We start from the raw sequence: 15191 nt of genomic DNA on the forward strand, positions 1-15191 counted from the left end.
CGATGAGCCATAAAAAAGCCCGGATCTGATGACCCGGGCTTTTTATCACCGCCTGATGGACAAGGCGCGATCAGGCAACACGGGTTTCGACACGGTCGTCGACGTGGTCCTGATTTTTCATGTCCGCCAGATACTCCGGGGAGAAGGCATCCGTAAGGATCGCGTCGTAGCGCAGGTCATCATAAGCCTTCACCTGATCAGCCTCATCCTGGGTCAGGATGTCTTTTTCCACCGCGCTCTTCAGGCGTGCATCCACGTTCAGGCCCTCCAGCTGGCCCTTGGCCACGGCCTTGAAGAACTTGTCATACAGCGGCTCGACCTCGATCAGCGTCTTGAAGGCATGCTCCATACGCCCGGTGGCCGAGTCCTTGGACTTGCCGAGATAGATGTCCGAGGAGAGCCGATCACGAAAGGCGGAGGGCTCCATGATGAAATCGCCGAGCTTGTTGATGAGCGCATCGGTTGCGCCCTTGTGCCGACGCCCGGCCGGGAAGACCAGCACACGCATGAAGCCCGCCACGAAGCGGTTCGGGAAGTTGCGCAGGAAGGCATCGAACGCTTTCTCGATATTGGCCAGCGACTCAGCCATCACATAGTGCAGGTGATCCACGTCTTCGGCCGGCTGGCCCTCGTCGTGGAAATACTTGAGCGTGGCCGAGGCGAAATACAGCTCGGACAACACATCGCCCAGACGCGCCGAGAGCAGTTCCTTGCGTTTCAGCTCGCCGCCCATCATGCCCATCGTCACGTCGGAGACGATCGCCAGCGACGAGGAGAAACGCTCCAGCTTGCGATAGTAGGTCGCGGCCACGCCGTCGACCGGCGCCTTGGCCAGGAACGAGCCGAATAGACCGAAGGTGAACGAACGCGCGCCGCGGTTGACCGAATAGCCGACGTGCGACCAGAGCAGGTCATCGAACTCGTCAAGATTGTCGTCGCGCGCGGCCTCCATCTCGGGGAAGACATACGGGTGACAACGGATCGCGCCCTGGCCGAAGATCATCAGCGAGCGGGTCAGGATATTGGCCCCCTCGACCGTGATGGCGATCGGAATCGAGACATACGAGCTCGACAGGTAGTTGCGCGGGCCCTGTTGAATACCACGCCCGCCGTGCACGTCCATGGCGTCGTTGACCACGGTGCGCATCCATTCGGTCATGTGGTACTTGGCCATGGCCGTCACCACGGAAGGCGTGCACTCATCCACGCCGGAGGCGGTGAGAATACGCGCGGCCTCCATCTTGTAGTTCAGGCCGGAAATACGCGCCGTGGCTTCCTGCACGCCCTCGAACTTGCCGATCGGCAGCTTGAACTGACGCCGGATACGACCCCAGGCGCCGGTCATGCGATACGACATCTTGGCCGCGGCCGAGGACAGTGCGGGCAGCGAAATGCCGCGCCCGGCCGACAGGCACTCGACCAGCATGCGCCAGCCACCGCCGGCACGCTCCGGCCCGCCGATGATGGCATCCAGCGGTACGAATACTTCGTTGCCATGGATCGGGCCGTTCATGAACGCGCCCGGGAAATGTCGTTTGCCGATCTCTACGCCCGGCTCGTCGGCCGAGATCAGGGCACAGGTGATGCCGTAATCGGTCTTGTTTTCATCGCCCAGCAGATGCTCGGGATCCTGCAGTTTGAAGGCCAGGCCGATCACCGTGGCCACCGGGGCCAGCGTGATCCAGCGTTTCGAGAAGGTGAGCTTCATACCCACGACTTCTTCGCCGTTGTACTGGCCCTTGGTGACGATGCCGTAATCGGGCAGGGCGCCTGCATCCGAGCCGACTTCCGGGCCGGTCAGGCCAAAGCAGGGGATCTGGCTGCCATCAGCCAGGCCAGGCAGCCATTTGTCCTGTTGTTCCTTGGTGCCGTAGTGCACCAGCAGCTCACCGGGGCCCAGCGAGTTCGGCACCATGACGGTGACGGCCGTGGTCAACGAGCGCGAGGCGATCTTGGCCACGATGGTCGACTGCGCCAGGGCCGAAAAGCCCAGGCCGCCGTGCTCTTTGGGAATGAGCATGGCGAAGAACTTGTGCTCGCGGATGTAATCCCAGCCCTCGGGCGGAATATCGTGGCGCTCGTTGAGGATCTCCCACTCGTCGAGCATGGCGCACAGGGTGTCGGTCTCGTTATCGAGAAACGAGCGCTCTTCATCGGTGAGCTGCGTGCGCTTGAAATTCAGCAGATAGGACCAGTCAGGCTTGCCGCGGAACATCTCGGTTTCCCACCAGGTCGCCCCCGCTTCCAGGGCTTCGCGCTCGGTGTCCGACATGGGCGGCAGTACGGCCTTGAAGCCGGCAAACGCTTTTTTCGTCACCCACGACTTGCGCAGCGACTCGACGTTGAACACGACGATCGGCGTGCCAAAGACCACGGCGGCAATCAAAAGCCCGACCGGGCCGATGACGCCAAACACGGCCAACGCCGCGAAATACACGACCGTGGCGATACTCCAGGTCACCCGGGAGTAGCCCTTGTAGGCCATGAACCAGATCGCGGCCAGGGCGATCACGATACTCAACAAGACACTCATGGCGTCCTCCTTCGAGTGATAAGACGATTACGACGTGCCGGTGCGCGCAACACGTTGATAACGGGTGTCCTGTGCGACCGGACGTGCTTCCGGCGGCAACAGGCTGATCATCAGAAAACGGACATACTCGGCAAACGCCGGGTCGTCCGAGGCCGGCCATTCATCGGGCAGGTCACGCCGGATCTGCAACGAGCCCAGAAACACCGAGTAGGTCTGCAGGGCCCAGCGTCGTGCCGAATCCACGTGCATGCCGAGACCGGCATAGCAATCGATGATGAAATCCAGCCGCCGGCGCGAGACGCGCTCGACGTATTCGCGCACCAGCGCCGGCTTGGACGCGCTCGAAAGCGCGGTATAGATCCGGCTGGCCCGTTTGGAGGTGTTGACCTCGGTGATCAGGCGCTGAATACGCAGTTTCGGGTCGGTTTCTTCGGCCACGCGGGCCAGCACGTCGTCGGTTTCACGGGCTTCCCAGCAATCCAGCGCGGCCTTGAGCAGTGCGTCGCGATTGGCGAAATGCCAATAGAAACTGCCCTTGGTCACGCCCAGCTCGCGCGCCAACGGCTCGATGGCCACGCCCTCGATACCGCGGGCTGCGATCGCGGCCAGTGCGGCCTCGGCCCAGTCGTTGGCAGACAGTGCGTTTTTGGTCTCGCTTGGCATGAAGGCTTCGAAATCGGCTCGTCTACGTATAATCTTTGCCCATCGCTGACGTGTCAATACGCCGGCGTATGGAACAAGGATGCAGGGAGACCAACAGCTGATGCACGAGCCAAACCGCGCGGATTACGCGCATCTGACGCCGATCAAGGTCAAATGGGGCGAGATGGACAGCCTGGGGCATGTCAATAACGCAGTCTATTTCCGTTATTCGGAGGACGGGCGTATCGACTATATCCACGGAATCAGTGAAGACGCGGATCATCAGACCAGCGACGGGCCGATTCTGGCGGATCTGCAGTGCAGCTTTCGTGCACAGCTGCGGTTTCCGGCCGATGTCGAGATCGGCACCCGGGTCAAGCGCATCGGCCGCTCGAGTCTGGATATCGAGCAGTGCCTGTTCCTGGCCGGCACCGACGACGTGGTCGCCGTCTATGCCAACGTGGTGGTCTGGTTCGACTACGGCGCCCAGACCAGCATGCGGATTCCGGAGACAGTCCGTGAGCGTATCCGCGCGCTGGAAGCCGTCGCCCCCGAGGAATGAGGCGCTCTAGCGCTCGGGGAAGCCGTCGTGCAGAAAGACCTCGGACAGATCGAGCTGGCCGGCGCGTGGATGGGCGCCGGTCAGCGGCTTGCCGATACACAGCATCAGACAGATCCGATGATCGGGCGGCAGGTTGATCAAGTGGCCCACGCGCTTGAAGTCGAAGCCGTCCATCGGGCATGAGTCATAGCCCATGCCCACGGCGGCCAGCATGGCCGTCTGGGCCGCCATGCCGCAGGAGCGCATGCCTTCGTCGCGTTGCAGCAGGTCATCGTCGCGATAGAAATGCCGGATGTTGCGCACCATGGAATCCGAGACGTGCGTCGGGGCATTCACCCAGTAGCGTTCGGGCGATTTGTCCCAGCTTTTCAGATCCATGCACAGCACGAGCAGCAACGAGCACTCGGTGACCTGGCTCTGGCCCCAGGCCGCTTTCTGAATCTCGGCCCGGATCTCGGCATCCTGGACCGCCACGAAGCGCCAGTTCTGGATATTGAAGGCCGTGGGCGAGAGCAGCGTATGGCTGAGAAGGGTGTCGATCTCGTCTTCACGCATGCGGTGATCGGGATCGAACTTGCGCACCGAGCGACGGGCGCGAATAGCGTCGAGTACGTCCAAAAGAATCCTTGAATCGGTGCGGGCGTCAGTCTTGTACGGCGTCGGCTGCGCGCTGAGCCTGGGCCGGGGCGTTGCCGACATAGTCGCCCGGATGCATGGCTTTAAGGCGGGCCTTGTCGTCTTCGGGCAGGGCCAGGGTATCGATGAAGGCATTCATCGAGTCGGCATCCACCTGTTTACCGCGGGTCAGCGTCTTGAGCTGTTCGTAGGCCTGGTCGATGCCGCGTACACGCATGACGGTCTGAATGGCCTCGGCCAGTACGATCCAGTTGTTCTCCAGATCGGCATTCAGGCGCTCGGCATTGGCTTCCAGCTTGCCCAGGCCGCGCAGCAGTGCGTCATAGGACAGGGTGGAATGGGCCACGCCGACGCCCAGATTGCGTAGCACGGTGGAATCGGTCAGATCACGCTGCCAGCGCGAGATCGGCAGCTTGGCCGCCAGATGGTCCATCAGTGCGTTGGCGATGCCCAGATTGCCTTCGGCGTTCTCGAAATCGATCGGATTGACCTTATGCGGCATCGTCGATGAGCCGACTTCGCCCTCGACCGTGGCCTGGCGGAAGTATCCCAGCGAGATATAGCCCCATACATCGCGTGCCAGATCGATGAGGATCGTGTTGGTGCGCATCAAACCGTGGAAGAACTCGGCGACGTAGTCGTGTGGCTCGATCTGGGTCGTCGCCGGGCTTTCGCTCAGATCCAGGCCGTCGATAAAGGCCCGCGTGATCGTCGGCCAATCGGCCTCGGGATAGGCCGCCAGATGGGCGTTGTAATTGCCCACGGCGCCGTTCATCTTGCCGAGCATGGGCATGGCGGCGAGTGCTGCGCGCTGGCGTCGCAGGCGCTGGACGAACACGGCCATTTCCTTGCCCAGCGTTGTCGGCGAGGCGGCCTGGCCGTGGGTGCGCGAGAGCATGGCGTAGTCGCCGTAGATATCGGCCATCGTGGCCAGGGCCTCGATGACCTGATCCAGGCGGGGCAGAACACACCGGTCGCGCGCATCGCGCAGCATCTGGGCGTAGGCCAGGTTGTTGATGTCTTCCGAGGTGCAGGCGAAGTGGATGAACTGATTGACGTGGGCGATCTCGTCGAAGTGCTCGATCTTGTCGCGCAGGTAATACTCCACGGCCTTCACGTCGTGATTGGTCGTGCGCTCGATGGTCTTGACCGCCTCGGCCTCGCCCTCGTCGAAATCCTCGATGATGGATTCCAGATAATCGGTGGCCGCCTGCGACATGGGCGTGATTTCAGGAATGGCCGGCTCGTTGGCCAGGGCCTGAAACCAGCGGATCTCGACGATCAGGCGATACCGGATCAGCCCGTATTCGCTGCAGATCGATCGCAGATCGGCGGTTTTCTTGCCATAGCGGCCATCGATCGGGGAAATCGCCGTGAGTGCTGTGAGTTGCAGAGCCATGAAAACCAATCGCGGGTGGGCGGTGATAGAATCGCGGATTCTACAAAAATGTCCCGGGCCCGTCGCCCGCGGCGTCGTGAACGACCGGCTTCGTCGTCCCCGAGATCGACGAACTGCCGCGTCAATCGCTTGCGTACAGGAGAAAGACACCGATGGCCGCCGACCAGAATTACCGTATCGAAAAAGACAGCATGGGCGAGCTGCGCGTGCCCCAGGACGCGCTCTGGGGCGCCCAGTCACAGCGTGCGGTCGATAATTTCCCGATCTCCGACCTGCGTGCGCCGCGGGCCATGATCAATGCTCTTGGCCTGATCAAGGCCAGTGCCGCCGAGGTCAACCGTGATCTGGGGCTCATGGACGACGCGATCGCCCAGGCAATCGTCGATGCCGGCAACCGCGTGGCCGCCGGCGAGTTTGATGCGCATTTCCCGGTCGATATCTTCCAGACCGGCTCGGGCACCTCGACCAACATGAATACCAACGAGGTGATCGCACACGTGGCCAGCGAGACCGCCGGCCAGACGGTGCACCCGAACGACCACGTCAACATGGGCCAGTCGTCCAACGACACGATCCCAACCGCGATTCACGTGGCGGCCACGCTGGAATCGGAAAAACATCTGCTGCCGGCATTGCGTCATCTGCGCGATACGCTGCTCAACAAGGCCAGCGAGTTGTCAGAAGTGGTCAAGACCGGGCGCACCCATCTGATGGATGCTATGCCGGTGCGCTTTGATCAGGAACTCGGTGGCTGGGCCGCGCAGATCGATGCCAACATCGCGCGGATCGAATCCGCGCTCACCCGCAGTCGTGCGCTGGCCCAGGGCGGTACGGCCGTGGGTACCGGCATCAACGCCCATCCGGAGTTCGGCGCGCGCTTTGCCAAGGCCATCAGCAAGGCCAGCTCCTGTGAATTCCATACCAGCGAGAACTATTTCGAGAGCCTGTCGAGCCAGGACACGGCGGTCGAGCTTTCCGGCCAGCTGAATACCGTGGCTGTCTCGGTCATGAAGATCGCCAACGATCTGCGCTGGATGAACTCGGGTCCGCTGGCCGGCCTGGGCGAGATTCAGCTGCCGGCTTTACAGCCCGGCTCATCGATCATGCCGGGCAAGGTCAATCCGGTGATTCCCGAAGCCGCGGCCATGGTGGCCGCCCAGGTCATGGGTAATCACACGACGATCACGGTGTCCGGCCAGGCCGGTAATTTCCAGCTCAACGTGATGTTGCCGGTCGTGGCCTACAACCTGCTGCAGTCGATCGAGTTGCTGACCAATACCGCTCGGGTGCTGGCCGACAAGGCGATCGCCGGTTTCACGGTCAACGAGGGCAATCTGTCCGAGGCCTTGTCGAAGAACCCGATTCTGGTCACCGCACTCAACGCGGTCATCGGCTATGACAAGGGCGCGGCCATCGCCAAGCAGGCCTACAAGGAAGGCCGCCCGGTCAAGGAGTTGGCCATGGAGCAGACCGACCTGTCCGAGGCCGAGCTGGATCGCCTGCTTGATCCGGCCGATCTGACCCAGGGCGGCATCAAGCAATAGGGGTGATAGCCGTCGGCCGCCGCCCGGCGGTCGACGCGCCCTGTGATGATCGAGGAAAGCAATGTCGAACAAGCCGCCCGCGATACGTCTGGCCACCGCGCTGTTCACCGCTGTCTGGGTGTTCGGCGCGATCAAGCTGGTGCGCAGCCTGTCGCTGGCGCCCAGCGCCGGCGGCCACGGTTTCACCATCTTTGCCTTCGCCGCGACCTATTCGGTGATGGCGCTGCTGATCGTTTATCTGTGGCAGGGGGCATCGTGGGCTCGGGGCGGCCTGTTCGTGTTATTTCTGATCGCGATCGCCCCCGGCCTGGTTCTGGTTCTGCCTTATGCCACGCGGATACCGCTACTGGCGATATTGACGGCCGGCCAGGCGATCGCTGCCATCGCCGGGTTCTATATCGTGTTTCGCGAGCCCACTGCCGGCTGGTTCAAGCGCCCGAACACCACGCCGCTGACCCGTGGGCCGCGGCGTTGAGACGGGCCGCAGGCGTTACGCGTAACGCGACATCACGTCAGCCACGCCGGGCATGGCGGCCATGACTTCCTTGTGCGCGCGCCCGCGCAGTTTCTGGTAACCGGATTCAACAATCTTGTTGTCGGCGTCTTTCACGCGCCGATCACTCACACTCAGCAGGGCGCTGGCGGCAGCATCCTTGTTGTTGACCAGATGCTCGCGAAAGCTGGTGTCCGGTTTGGCTTGTGCATCGGCATAGAACGGCTCGAGGGCACTGACAAACTCGGGCAGTAGCGCATTCATGGCGCGATCGATCAGATCGGGCTTGGCACGACGCACCATGTTGAACGCGGTGCGCAGGGCGATGTTCTTCTTGTCGATCTCGTTGGCCACGAGTTGTTTGCTGTCTTCGAGAACCTTTGGGAATGTTTCCGGGGCCAGTAGTTTATCGGCGAGAGGGCCTTGTTGGTCGCTGGGCACGATAGGGCCTGCTTATGGGGAAGTGAAAGGTCGGCGAGCTTTCCAGATCGGCCGCAGGCGGTCAATCACATCGCTACACTTGAGGTTTTGGTGACCGCGCACGCTATGTTCAGGCTCGAATCATTGGCTGCACATCATGAGGCCGCGTTCGTCGCGGGCGCCCGGGCCAGCCGGGACCTGCATCATCCGTGGATTGCGCCGCCGCGCTCGGCAGCCTCGTTTCGTATGCATCTGAAGCGCTACGGCCAGCCGTCGCAGGCCAGTCATGTGGCGGTGGATACGTCCAACGGCGCACTGATCGGCGCCGTGCATCTCAACGAGATCGTCTACGGCGCGCTGGAATCGGCTTATCTGGCCTATTTCGTGTTTCGGCCCTATGCCGGGCGTGGTTATATGACCCAAGTGCTGGCCGCGGTTATCGAGCTGGCTTTTACGGGCTATCGGCTGCATCGCCTGGAGGCCAACGTACAGCCGGGCAACCAAGCCTCCAAGCGCCTGGTGCAGTCACTGGGCTTTCGGCTCGAGGGGTTTTCGCCGCGTTATCTACGGATCGACGGCGCATGGCGTGACCACGAGCGTTATGCGTTGACGACCGAAGACTGGCCCGGCCTGGCGGAGCGTTCTTGATGGCAGCACGAATTGACGCCGACTTGTTCTCACGCGCGAAAGCCGCCGATGCGGCGGACCCTCTGGGCGGCTATCGCGCCGCCTTTGATCTGCCGGTGGATACGATCTATCTGGACGGCAACTCGCTCGGGCCACTGACCCACGCCGCACGGGACGGCGTCTCGGCGACGGTCGATACCGAGTGGGGCCGCGGACTGGTCGGCTCCTGGAACACGGCCGACTGGATCGGTCTGGCGTATCGGGTGGGGGCAATGATCGCGCCCTTGATCGGTGCGGCGCCCGAAGATGTGATCTGTTGCGATAGTACGAGCGTCAATCTTTACAAGGTGCTGGGGGCTGCGCTTGCCAAGCGGCCCGGCCGGCATCGAATCGTCGCCGAGCGCGATAATTTTCCGACCGATCTGTATATCGCCGATCAGGCCGCACGGCGGGCCGGGCCAGCCCATCACGTGCAGTGGCTGGCGCCCGGCCAGATGATCGAGGCCGCGCTGGACGAGGACGTCGCGGTACTGATGCTTACGCACGTCGATTACCGCACCGGGGCGATGCACGATATGGCCGGGCTTACACGCGCCGCCCATGCGGCCGGTGCGTTGGTCGTCTGGGATCTGGCGCATTCGGCCGGGGCTATCGATCTCGATGTCGCCGGGTGCAACGTCGATTTTGCGATCGGCTGTGGCTACAAGTACCTGAACGGCGGGCCCGGCGCACCGGCGTTCATCTACGCCGCGCCCGTGCATCAAGCCGACATCGAGCAGCCGCTGACAGGTTGGTTCGCCCACGCCGCACCGTTTGATTTCAGCCCGGGCTTCGAGAGCCGGGCCGGCATCGGGGCGTTTCTAACCGGCACGCCGGGGATTCTGGGCATGCGATGTCTGGAGGCGGCGCTGTCGATCTGGCGCGATGTCGAGCTCTCTGATATCCGCGACAAATCGCTCGCCCTGGGCGCTCTGTTCGTCGAAGCCGTGGCCACAAGCGACGCGGCGCCGATGCTGGCACTGGCCAGCCCGCGTGAGCCCTCGCGGCGGGGCAGTCAGGTCTCGTTTCATCATCCGGCGGCCCACGGCGTCATGCAGGCCCTGATCGCCGACGGGGTGATCGGCGACATGCGCGCGCCGGATATCCTGCGTTTCGGGTTTGCCCCGCTGTATACGCGCTATATCGATGTCGTGCGCGCAGCGGATCGCCTGGCCGCTATCGTTGTCGACGGCCGCTTCGAGTCGGCCGCCGCGGCCGATGGCGGGGCGGTGACATGAGTCGACCACCAGGCGGTATACCTTCGATGCAATGTTAAAAGCACGAGAGGGCGATACACGATGCTGCTCAATCTACTGACCGCGGGTGCGGCCTGTGCGCTCGGGGCGTTTCTCATCGCCCTGCGCATCGGCGAGCCGGGACGGGTTCAACGCGCGGGCGCGCTGTTCGTGGCCATGCTCAGCCTGATGCTGGCGGTGATATTTCCGGGCGCCGAGTTGTTTTTCGGGTTTGTAGGCATCGTCGCGGCGATCGCTTACGCGATACCGGCGGTGCGCAGTATCCGGAGCACGTCAGAAGATGAGTAAGCCGGGCCGGCATCGCGGCCGGCCCGATGTTTGATCCCGGGGCAGGTTAGTGGTTGTGCGGGAACATCTGTTTCCGCGCGTCGTCGTCCATTTCGCTCTTGAAGGCGTGCTGGGCCTTGACGGCCTGGGCGCGTTCGGCGGCCGGGCGTGCGTTGATCTCGTCGAACAGACGCTTGATGTTGGGATACTTCGACCAGGCGTCGTCGTCGCCCATGATGAAGGGCAGCGGCGCACACCAGCCCCACAGGGCGATATCGACCAAACCATACTGCTCGCCGGCCATGTAGGCATGCTCGGCCAGATGGTCGTCGATCAGCTGCCAGTGGCGCTTGGCCTCGTAGTCATAGCGATTGAGGCCGTACTCGTTACCGGCCGGGGCGAAATGACGAAAATGCACGCACTGGCCCGAATAAGGCCCGATGCCGGTGGCGATGAACATCAGCCACGACAGCGCCTGTGCCTTGACCTGCGGGTCTGCCGGCAGCGCGAACTGGCCGGTCTTGTCGGCCAGGTACAACAGGATCGCGGTGCTGTCGAAGACCGTGGCCCCGGTGTCGGCATCAATCAGGGCCGGGGTCTTGGCGTTGGGGTTGATTTTCTTGAACGCGGCTTCGTGCTGCTCGCCCTTGCGGGTATCCACCGGAATCATTTCATAATCCAAGCCGGCTTCTTCCAGGTAAAGCGCGATCTTGGCCGGATTCGGCGAGGGGTGATAATAAAGCTTGAGCATCTGCTTGATCTCATTGTGGAAAGCGACAACGGCCACGATGCCACAGTCGTTGTCGTTTTAGCCGTTGTAGGGTCTGTTGCCGTTTCATGCGAGCCCGCGTTGGAGACCGCAAATCGTGTCCTGCAAGGCGCGAGTCGCCGCATCGTGGCGTGCCACGATCAAGGCTCGTAACGCCGCAGGGCGCGATTTGCGGCCCAACCCTTTGGGACAAGCGCTGTTTTGCGGCAATACAGCGTTCTAGCCCACTAGCCCAGAATGACTGCGCGGCGTGGGCTACGCCTCGTCTTGCCGCAAAACAGCGCTTGGCGCGGGCTCGCATGAAACGGCAACAGGCCCTAGGCCGCTCGCGGTCTAGCGAATCGGCTCGCGAGCTGCCAGATCGGCCTGCATGCTTTTGACCACGGCCACACACATCAAAATCATCACCACGGAAAACGGCAATCCGCCGACCAGTGATGCGGCCTGCAGGGCGGACAGCCCGCCCGCCAGCGCGAGCCCGATGCTGACCAAACCTTGCAGGATGACCCAGAACGCCCGCGTGGCGGCCGGCGGGCGCGTGAGGCCACCGGTCGACAGCACGGCCAGCACGAAGGCGCCCGAATCGGCCGAGGTCACGAAGAACGTCACGATCAGCACGATCGCCAGCAACGAGCTGTAGAACGACAGCGGCAGGCCGGCCAGATACTCGAAGATCACCTGTTGCGCGGCGACATCGCCCAGGCCGCCGATACCGAACATCTCGCGCTCGAGCGCGGCCCAGCCCATGGTGCCGAACCAGATACAGATGCCGATGGTCGGTACCGTCAACACGCCCAGGGTGAACTCGCGCACCGTGCGCCCGCGTGAGATTCGTGCCAAAAAGGTGCCCACGAACGGGCCCCAGGCAATCCACCAGGCCCAGAAGAACACCGTCCAGTAAGACTGCCACTGATCGCTGTCCTGGGCGAAGTCGGTCTCGAACGACGACTGCAGAATATGTGTGAAGTAATAACCGACCGACGCCGTGACACCTTTCAGGATGAACAACGTGGGGCCGAGCGTCAGCACCCAGATCAGCAGCACGATTGCCAACAGGATATTCAGGTTGGATAGCCACTTGATGCCGCGTGACAGGCCGGTCAGAACCGACACGCCGGCCGCCAGGCTGATCAGCGCGATCAGCGTGATACGCAGATCCAGCGAGGCATCAAACAGGCCCAGATAATCCAGCCCGGTATTGATCTGCATGACGCCCAGGCCGAGCGTCGTCGCCAGCCCGAACACCGTACCGATCATGGCCACGATATCGATCAGATCACCCACCCAGCCGCGCACCCAGTGCCCGAACAGCGGCTCCAGGCCCCAGCGGATCGTCAGCGGCCGGCCCCGGCGGTGGGTGGCAAAACCCAGCGCCAGCCCCACCACGATATAGATGGCAAACGCGCACGCGCCCCATTCCATCCACGTGAGGTGTACGGCATAACGCGCGGCCGCCACGGTTTCCGAGGCGAACTCGCGCGGCGCGTTATGAAAATGCGCCACCGGCTCGGCCGTGCCGTAAAAGATCACGCCGATACCGATCCCGGCCGAGAACAGCATCGTGTACCAGGACAGGCGCGAGAAATCCGGGCGTGAATCATCGGGGCCCAGGCGCAGCGTGCCGAACCGGGAGAAACCCACCCAGATACAAAAGCCGATGAATGCGGCACAGATGAAGATGTAATACCAGCCGAAATAATGCACGACACCGCCAAGCAGGGCATCGAACAGCGCGGCGGAGCGCTCGGGATAGAGCATGGTGGCCGCAACCACCGCCAGAATAAAAATCACTACCGGATAAAAAACGCGCCCGGCCAATTGCAGCGGGCCGTGACGATGCACGTGGATGGCATCGTCGGAAGAATTGTCGATCAAATCGGGGATTCCAGGCAGGAAATGAGTCATCGCATGGCGCCTGATCCGGCGCTGCAACGAGACAGAAAACACGGCGAGCGAGGCCGTCCGAGCAACTCAGCATAACGTATCGGCCGCCGAAAACCGGCATGCCACGGCCCGGTCCGGCGCGATTGATTGTCGTGCCCGGTCGGTTGTGCAACGATTCCGGACTATGCGCACACGATCGTTTTTCGCTGTCCTGACGCTGGCTGCTCTGGCCGCGCTTGTTTTTGCCTTTGGCCTGGAGTACGTCGGCGGTTTGGAACCGTGCCCGCTGTGTATCTTTCAGCGCATTGCGATGTTCGGCGTGCTGGCGGTCAGTGCGGCCGGCTGGCTGCACAATCCGGGCGCTATCGGACATCGGGTATACGCCGGGTTGGCGATGCTGGCCGGCGCCGTCGGAGCGGCGATCGCGGCGCGCCACGTCTGGCTGATTCATCTGCCGCCCGATCAGGTGCCGGCATGTGGACCGGGGCTTGATTATCTGGTCCAGGTCATGCCGTTGTCTGACGTGGTGGGTACCGTGCTACGGGGTGATGCCAGCTGTGCCACGGTCAAGGGCAGTTTTGTCGGTATCAGCCTGCCGGGCTGGACCCTGATCGTGTTCGTCGCACTTGTACTCTTTGCCCTGGTCGGGCTGGCGCGCGGCAAGCGCGAATCCGCACCGACCTCACGATAGATCACTTAGTTAAAGGATGAGCATGCTTCCCGTTACCGATCTCTGCGACAAGTACAGCGACGATCTTCAGATTCTGGATCCGGTATTCACCGATTTCGGCGGCCGGCTGGATTTCGCCGGCCCCGTGTCCACGGTCAAATGCTTTGAGGACAATTCGCTCGTGCGTCTGGCCCTGGAAGAGCCGGGCGAAAGCCGAGTGCTCGTGATCGACGGCGGGGGCTCCGAGCGGTGTGCGCTGCTGGGTGACAACCTGGCCCAGCTGGCCATCGACAACGAGTGGGCCGGCATTCTCGTATTTGGCTGTATTCGCGATTCGGCCGATATTTCGCAGATGGATGTGGCCGTGAAGGCGGTGAACACCCACCCGAAAAAATCGTTCAAGAAGAATCAAGGCGAGCGCGACGTGCCGGTTCGGTTTGGCGGCGTCAACTTCATGCCGGGCGACTGGCTGTATGCCGATCTGGACGGCGTGGTGCTGGCCGACGGTGAGCTGTCGCTCTGAGGCCAAACCGGCCCGTTGATACACCACGACCGCGACGCGCGGATACACCGGCCGCCGGTTGCAGGCGTTGCCCGCGTCTGGTTGCCCTCCGGCGTGAACTAGGCGCGACGTATCCGTCATACCACGGCGCTTCGGTCACGGCCGTGGGGCCGGTCGATGCCGCGTTGCTGGTCGTCGGTCTGGCCCCGGGGCTGCACGGGGCCCACCGTACGGGGCGCCCATTCAGTGGTGATGACTCGGGCGGCCTGCTCTTCGAGATGCTGCATGCCTATGGCTGGGCCAATCAGCCGGTTTCGACCGGGCCGGGCGATGGGCTGGTGCTCCAGAATTGTCGTATGACCAACGCCGTGAAGTGCCTGCCGCCGGACAACCGGCCTCTGGGGCATGAGCGCCGCGCGTGTAGTGGCTTCTTGCGCGCCGAACTGCGCGGCCCGCGGGTGATCGTCGCCCTGGGCCGCCTGGCGCATGACGCGGTGCTTGCAGCGTTATCAATCCGCATCGCGGCCTATCCGTTCGGCCATGCCTGCGAGCATCGCCTGGATGACCGGCGGGTGCTGATCGACTCGTACCACTGCAGCCGCTATAACCTGAACACCCGGCGTCTGACCCGTGACGGGTTCGCCGCGGTATTTGCGCAGGCCCGGCGCCGACTCGTTGCCTAGGGCGCGTCGTCATAAGATAAACCGGCGCACCGGCGGCCAAGCCGCGGCAAGACAAGGCATCGCGAGTGCAGCGTGGTTATTCCACGTAAACGGACGATAACGCAGGATTGCCGGGGCTTGCCCACCGGCCCATTCGGGTTGCTCGCGCCGGACGCGCCATGCCGCGTTGCGGGCCTTGACCGTGGCTGGCCACGCTCGGCGGCCCGCGCCTTGCCTGACACGCCCGGCGCGGGCAATGCGACGGCATATCCTATGACGACACGCC

At 62.9% G+C, this 15191-nt stretch carries 16 protein-coding genes; 9 read left to right on the forward strand and 7 right to left on the reverse strand.

The genetic code is table 11. From position 1 onward, the window contains the following. Positions 1-70 precede the first annotated feature (70 nt). Positions 71-2533 (reverse strand): acyl-CoA dehydrogenase, encoded by a 2463-nt coding sequence (locus SAJA_RS10600; RefSeq protein WP_123658650.1) that lies wholly within the window; start codon positions 2531-2533, stop codon positions 71-73. Between the two features lie 27 nt (positions 2534-2560). Next, on the reverse strand, positions 2561-3196 hold the full coding sequence (locus SAJA_RS10605; RefSeq protein WP_123658651.1) for a TetR/AcrR family transcriptional regulator: 636 nt from the start codon (positions 3194-3196) through the stop codon (positions 2561-2563). Between the two features lie 100 nt (positions 3197-3296). On the opposite strand from SAJA_RS10605, the gene SAJA_RS10610 reads away from it, so the two are divergent. Continuing rightward, positions 3297-3737, forward strand: a complete 441-nt coding sequence (locus tag SAJA_RS10610) for an acyl-CoA thioesterase (protein ID WP_184999847.1) — start codon at positions 3297-3299, stop codon at positions 3735-3737. Positions 3738-3743: 6 nt separating this feature from the next. Here SAJA_RS10610 and SAJA_RS10615 read toward each other — a convergent pair whose 3' ends face one another. Next, complete coding sequence (locus SAJA_RS10615) at positions 3744-4355, reverse strand: nitroreductase family protein (protein WP_123658653.1); 612 nt, start codon at positions 4353-4355, stop codon at positions 3744-3746. 25 nt (positions 4356-4380) lie between these two features. After that, positions 4381-5772, reverse strand: coding sequence for an adenylosuccinate lyase (gene purB / locus SAJA_RS10620; protein ID WP_123658654.1), 1392 nt, complete (start codon positions 5770-5772; stop codon positions 4381-4383). Between the two features lie 152 nt (positions 5773-5924). On the opposite strand from purB, the gene SAJA_RS10625 reads away from it, so the two are divergent. Together SAJA_RS10625 and SAJA_RS10630 are read left to right on the forward strand one after the other, a co-directional pair. Then, positions 5925-7316, forward strand: coding sequence for a class II fumarate hydratase (locus SAJA_RS10625; protein WP_123658655.1), 1392 nt, complete (start codon positions 5925-5927; stop codon positions 7314-7316). Positions 7317-7377: 61 nt separating this feature from the next. Further along, the gene (locus SAJA_RS10630) at positions 7378-7791 is read left to right on the forward strand and encodes a hypothetical protein (protein ID WP_123658656.1); all 414 of its coding nucleotides are present in this window, start codon (positions 7378-7380) and stop codon (positions 7789-7791) included. Between the two features lie 15 nt (positions 7792-7806). Here SAJA_RS10630 and SAJA_RS10635 read toward each other — a convergent pair whose 3' ends face one another. After that, complete coding sequence (locus tag SAJA_RS10635) at positions 7807-8250, reverse strand: DUF6918 family protein (RefSeq protein ID WP_123658657.1); 444 nt, start codon at positions 8248-8250, stop codon at positions 7807-7809. 123 nt (positions 8251-8373) lie between these two features. Here SAJA_RS10635 and SAJA_RS10640 point away from each other — a divergent pair, with 123 nt between their 5' ends. The 3 genes from SAJA_RS10640 to SAJA_RS10650 are packed head-to-tail and all read left to right on the forward strand — an operon-like array spanning position 8374 to position 10439. After that, on the forward strand, positions 8374-8877 hold the full coding sequence (locus tag SAJA_RS10640; RefSeq protein ID WP_184999848.1) for a GNAT family N-acetyltransferase: 504 nt from the start codon (positions 8374-8376) through the stop codon (positions 8875-8877). Further along, positions 8877-10133, forward strand: coding sequence for a kynureninase (gene kynU, locus SAJA_RS10645; protein ID WP_123658659.1), 1257 nt, complete (start codon positions 8877-8879; stop codon positions 10131-10133). Before SAJA_RS10640 ends, kynU begins: the two co-directional genes overlap by 1 nt. Positions 10134-10193: 60 nt before the next feature. Beyond that, positions 10194-10439 (forward strand): hypothetical protein, encoded by a 246-nt coding sequence (locus SAJA_RS10650; protein WP_123658660.1) that lies wholly within the window; start codon positions 10194-10196, stop codon positions 10437-10439. A 46-nt stretch (positions 10440-10485) separates the two neighbouring features. Here the strand turns inward: SAJA_RS10650 and SAJA_RS10655 are convergent, their stop codons facing one another. Beyond that, entirely contained in the window at positions 10486-11169 is a 684-nt protein-coding gene (locus SAJA_RS10655; RefSeq protein WP_123658728.1) for a glutathione S-transferase N-terminal domain-containing protein, read from the reverse strand. Between the two features lie 351 nt (positions 11170-11520). Beyond that, the gene (locus SAJA_RS10660) at positions 11521-13062 is read right to left on the reverse strand and encodes a BCCT family transporter (RefSeq protein ID WP_184999849.1); all 1542 of its coding nucleotides are present in this window, start codon (positions 13060-13062) and stop codon (positions 11521-11523) included. Positions 13063-13255: 193 nt separating this feature from the next. Between SAJA_RS10660 and SAJA_RS10665 the strand changes: the two genes are divergently transcribed. From SAJA_RS10665 to SAJA_RS10675, 3 genes are all read left to right on the forward strand, one after another. Beyond that, positions 13256-13762, forward strand: coding sequence for a disulfide bond formation protein B (locus SAJA_RS10665; RefSeq protein WP_123658662.1), 507 nt, complete (start codon positions 13256-13258; stop codon positions 13760-13762). 22 nt (positions 13763-13784) lie between these two features. Next, entirely contained in the window at positions 13785-14264 is a 480-nt protein-coding gene (rraA, locus tag SAJA_RS10670; RefSeq protein ID WP_123658663.1) for a ribonuclease E activity regulator RraA, read from the forward strand. A gap of 77 nt (positions 14265-14341) precedes the next feature. Beyond that, positions 14342-14926 carry a uracil-DNA glycosylase gene (locus tag SAJA_RS10675; RefSeq protein WP_221180219.1) on the forward strand — a complete coding sequence of 195 codons (585 nt, stop codon included), beginning with the start codon at positions 14342-14344 and terminating at the stop codon, positions 14924-14926. The last annotated feature ends 265 nt before the right edge of the window (positions 14927-15191 follow it).

The organism is Salinisphaera japonica YTM-1 (assembly GCF_003788585.1).
Lineage (GTDB): Bacteria > Pseudomonadota > Gammaproteobacteria > Nevskiales > Salinisphaeraceae > Salinisphaera > Salinisphaera japonica.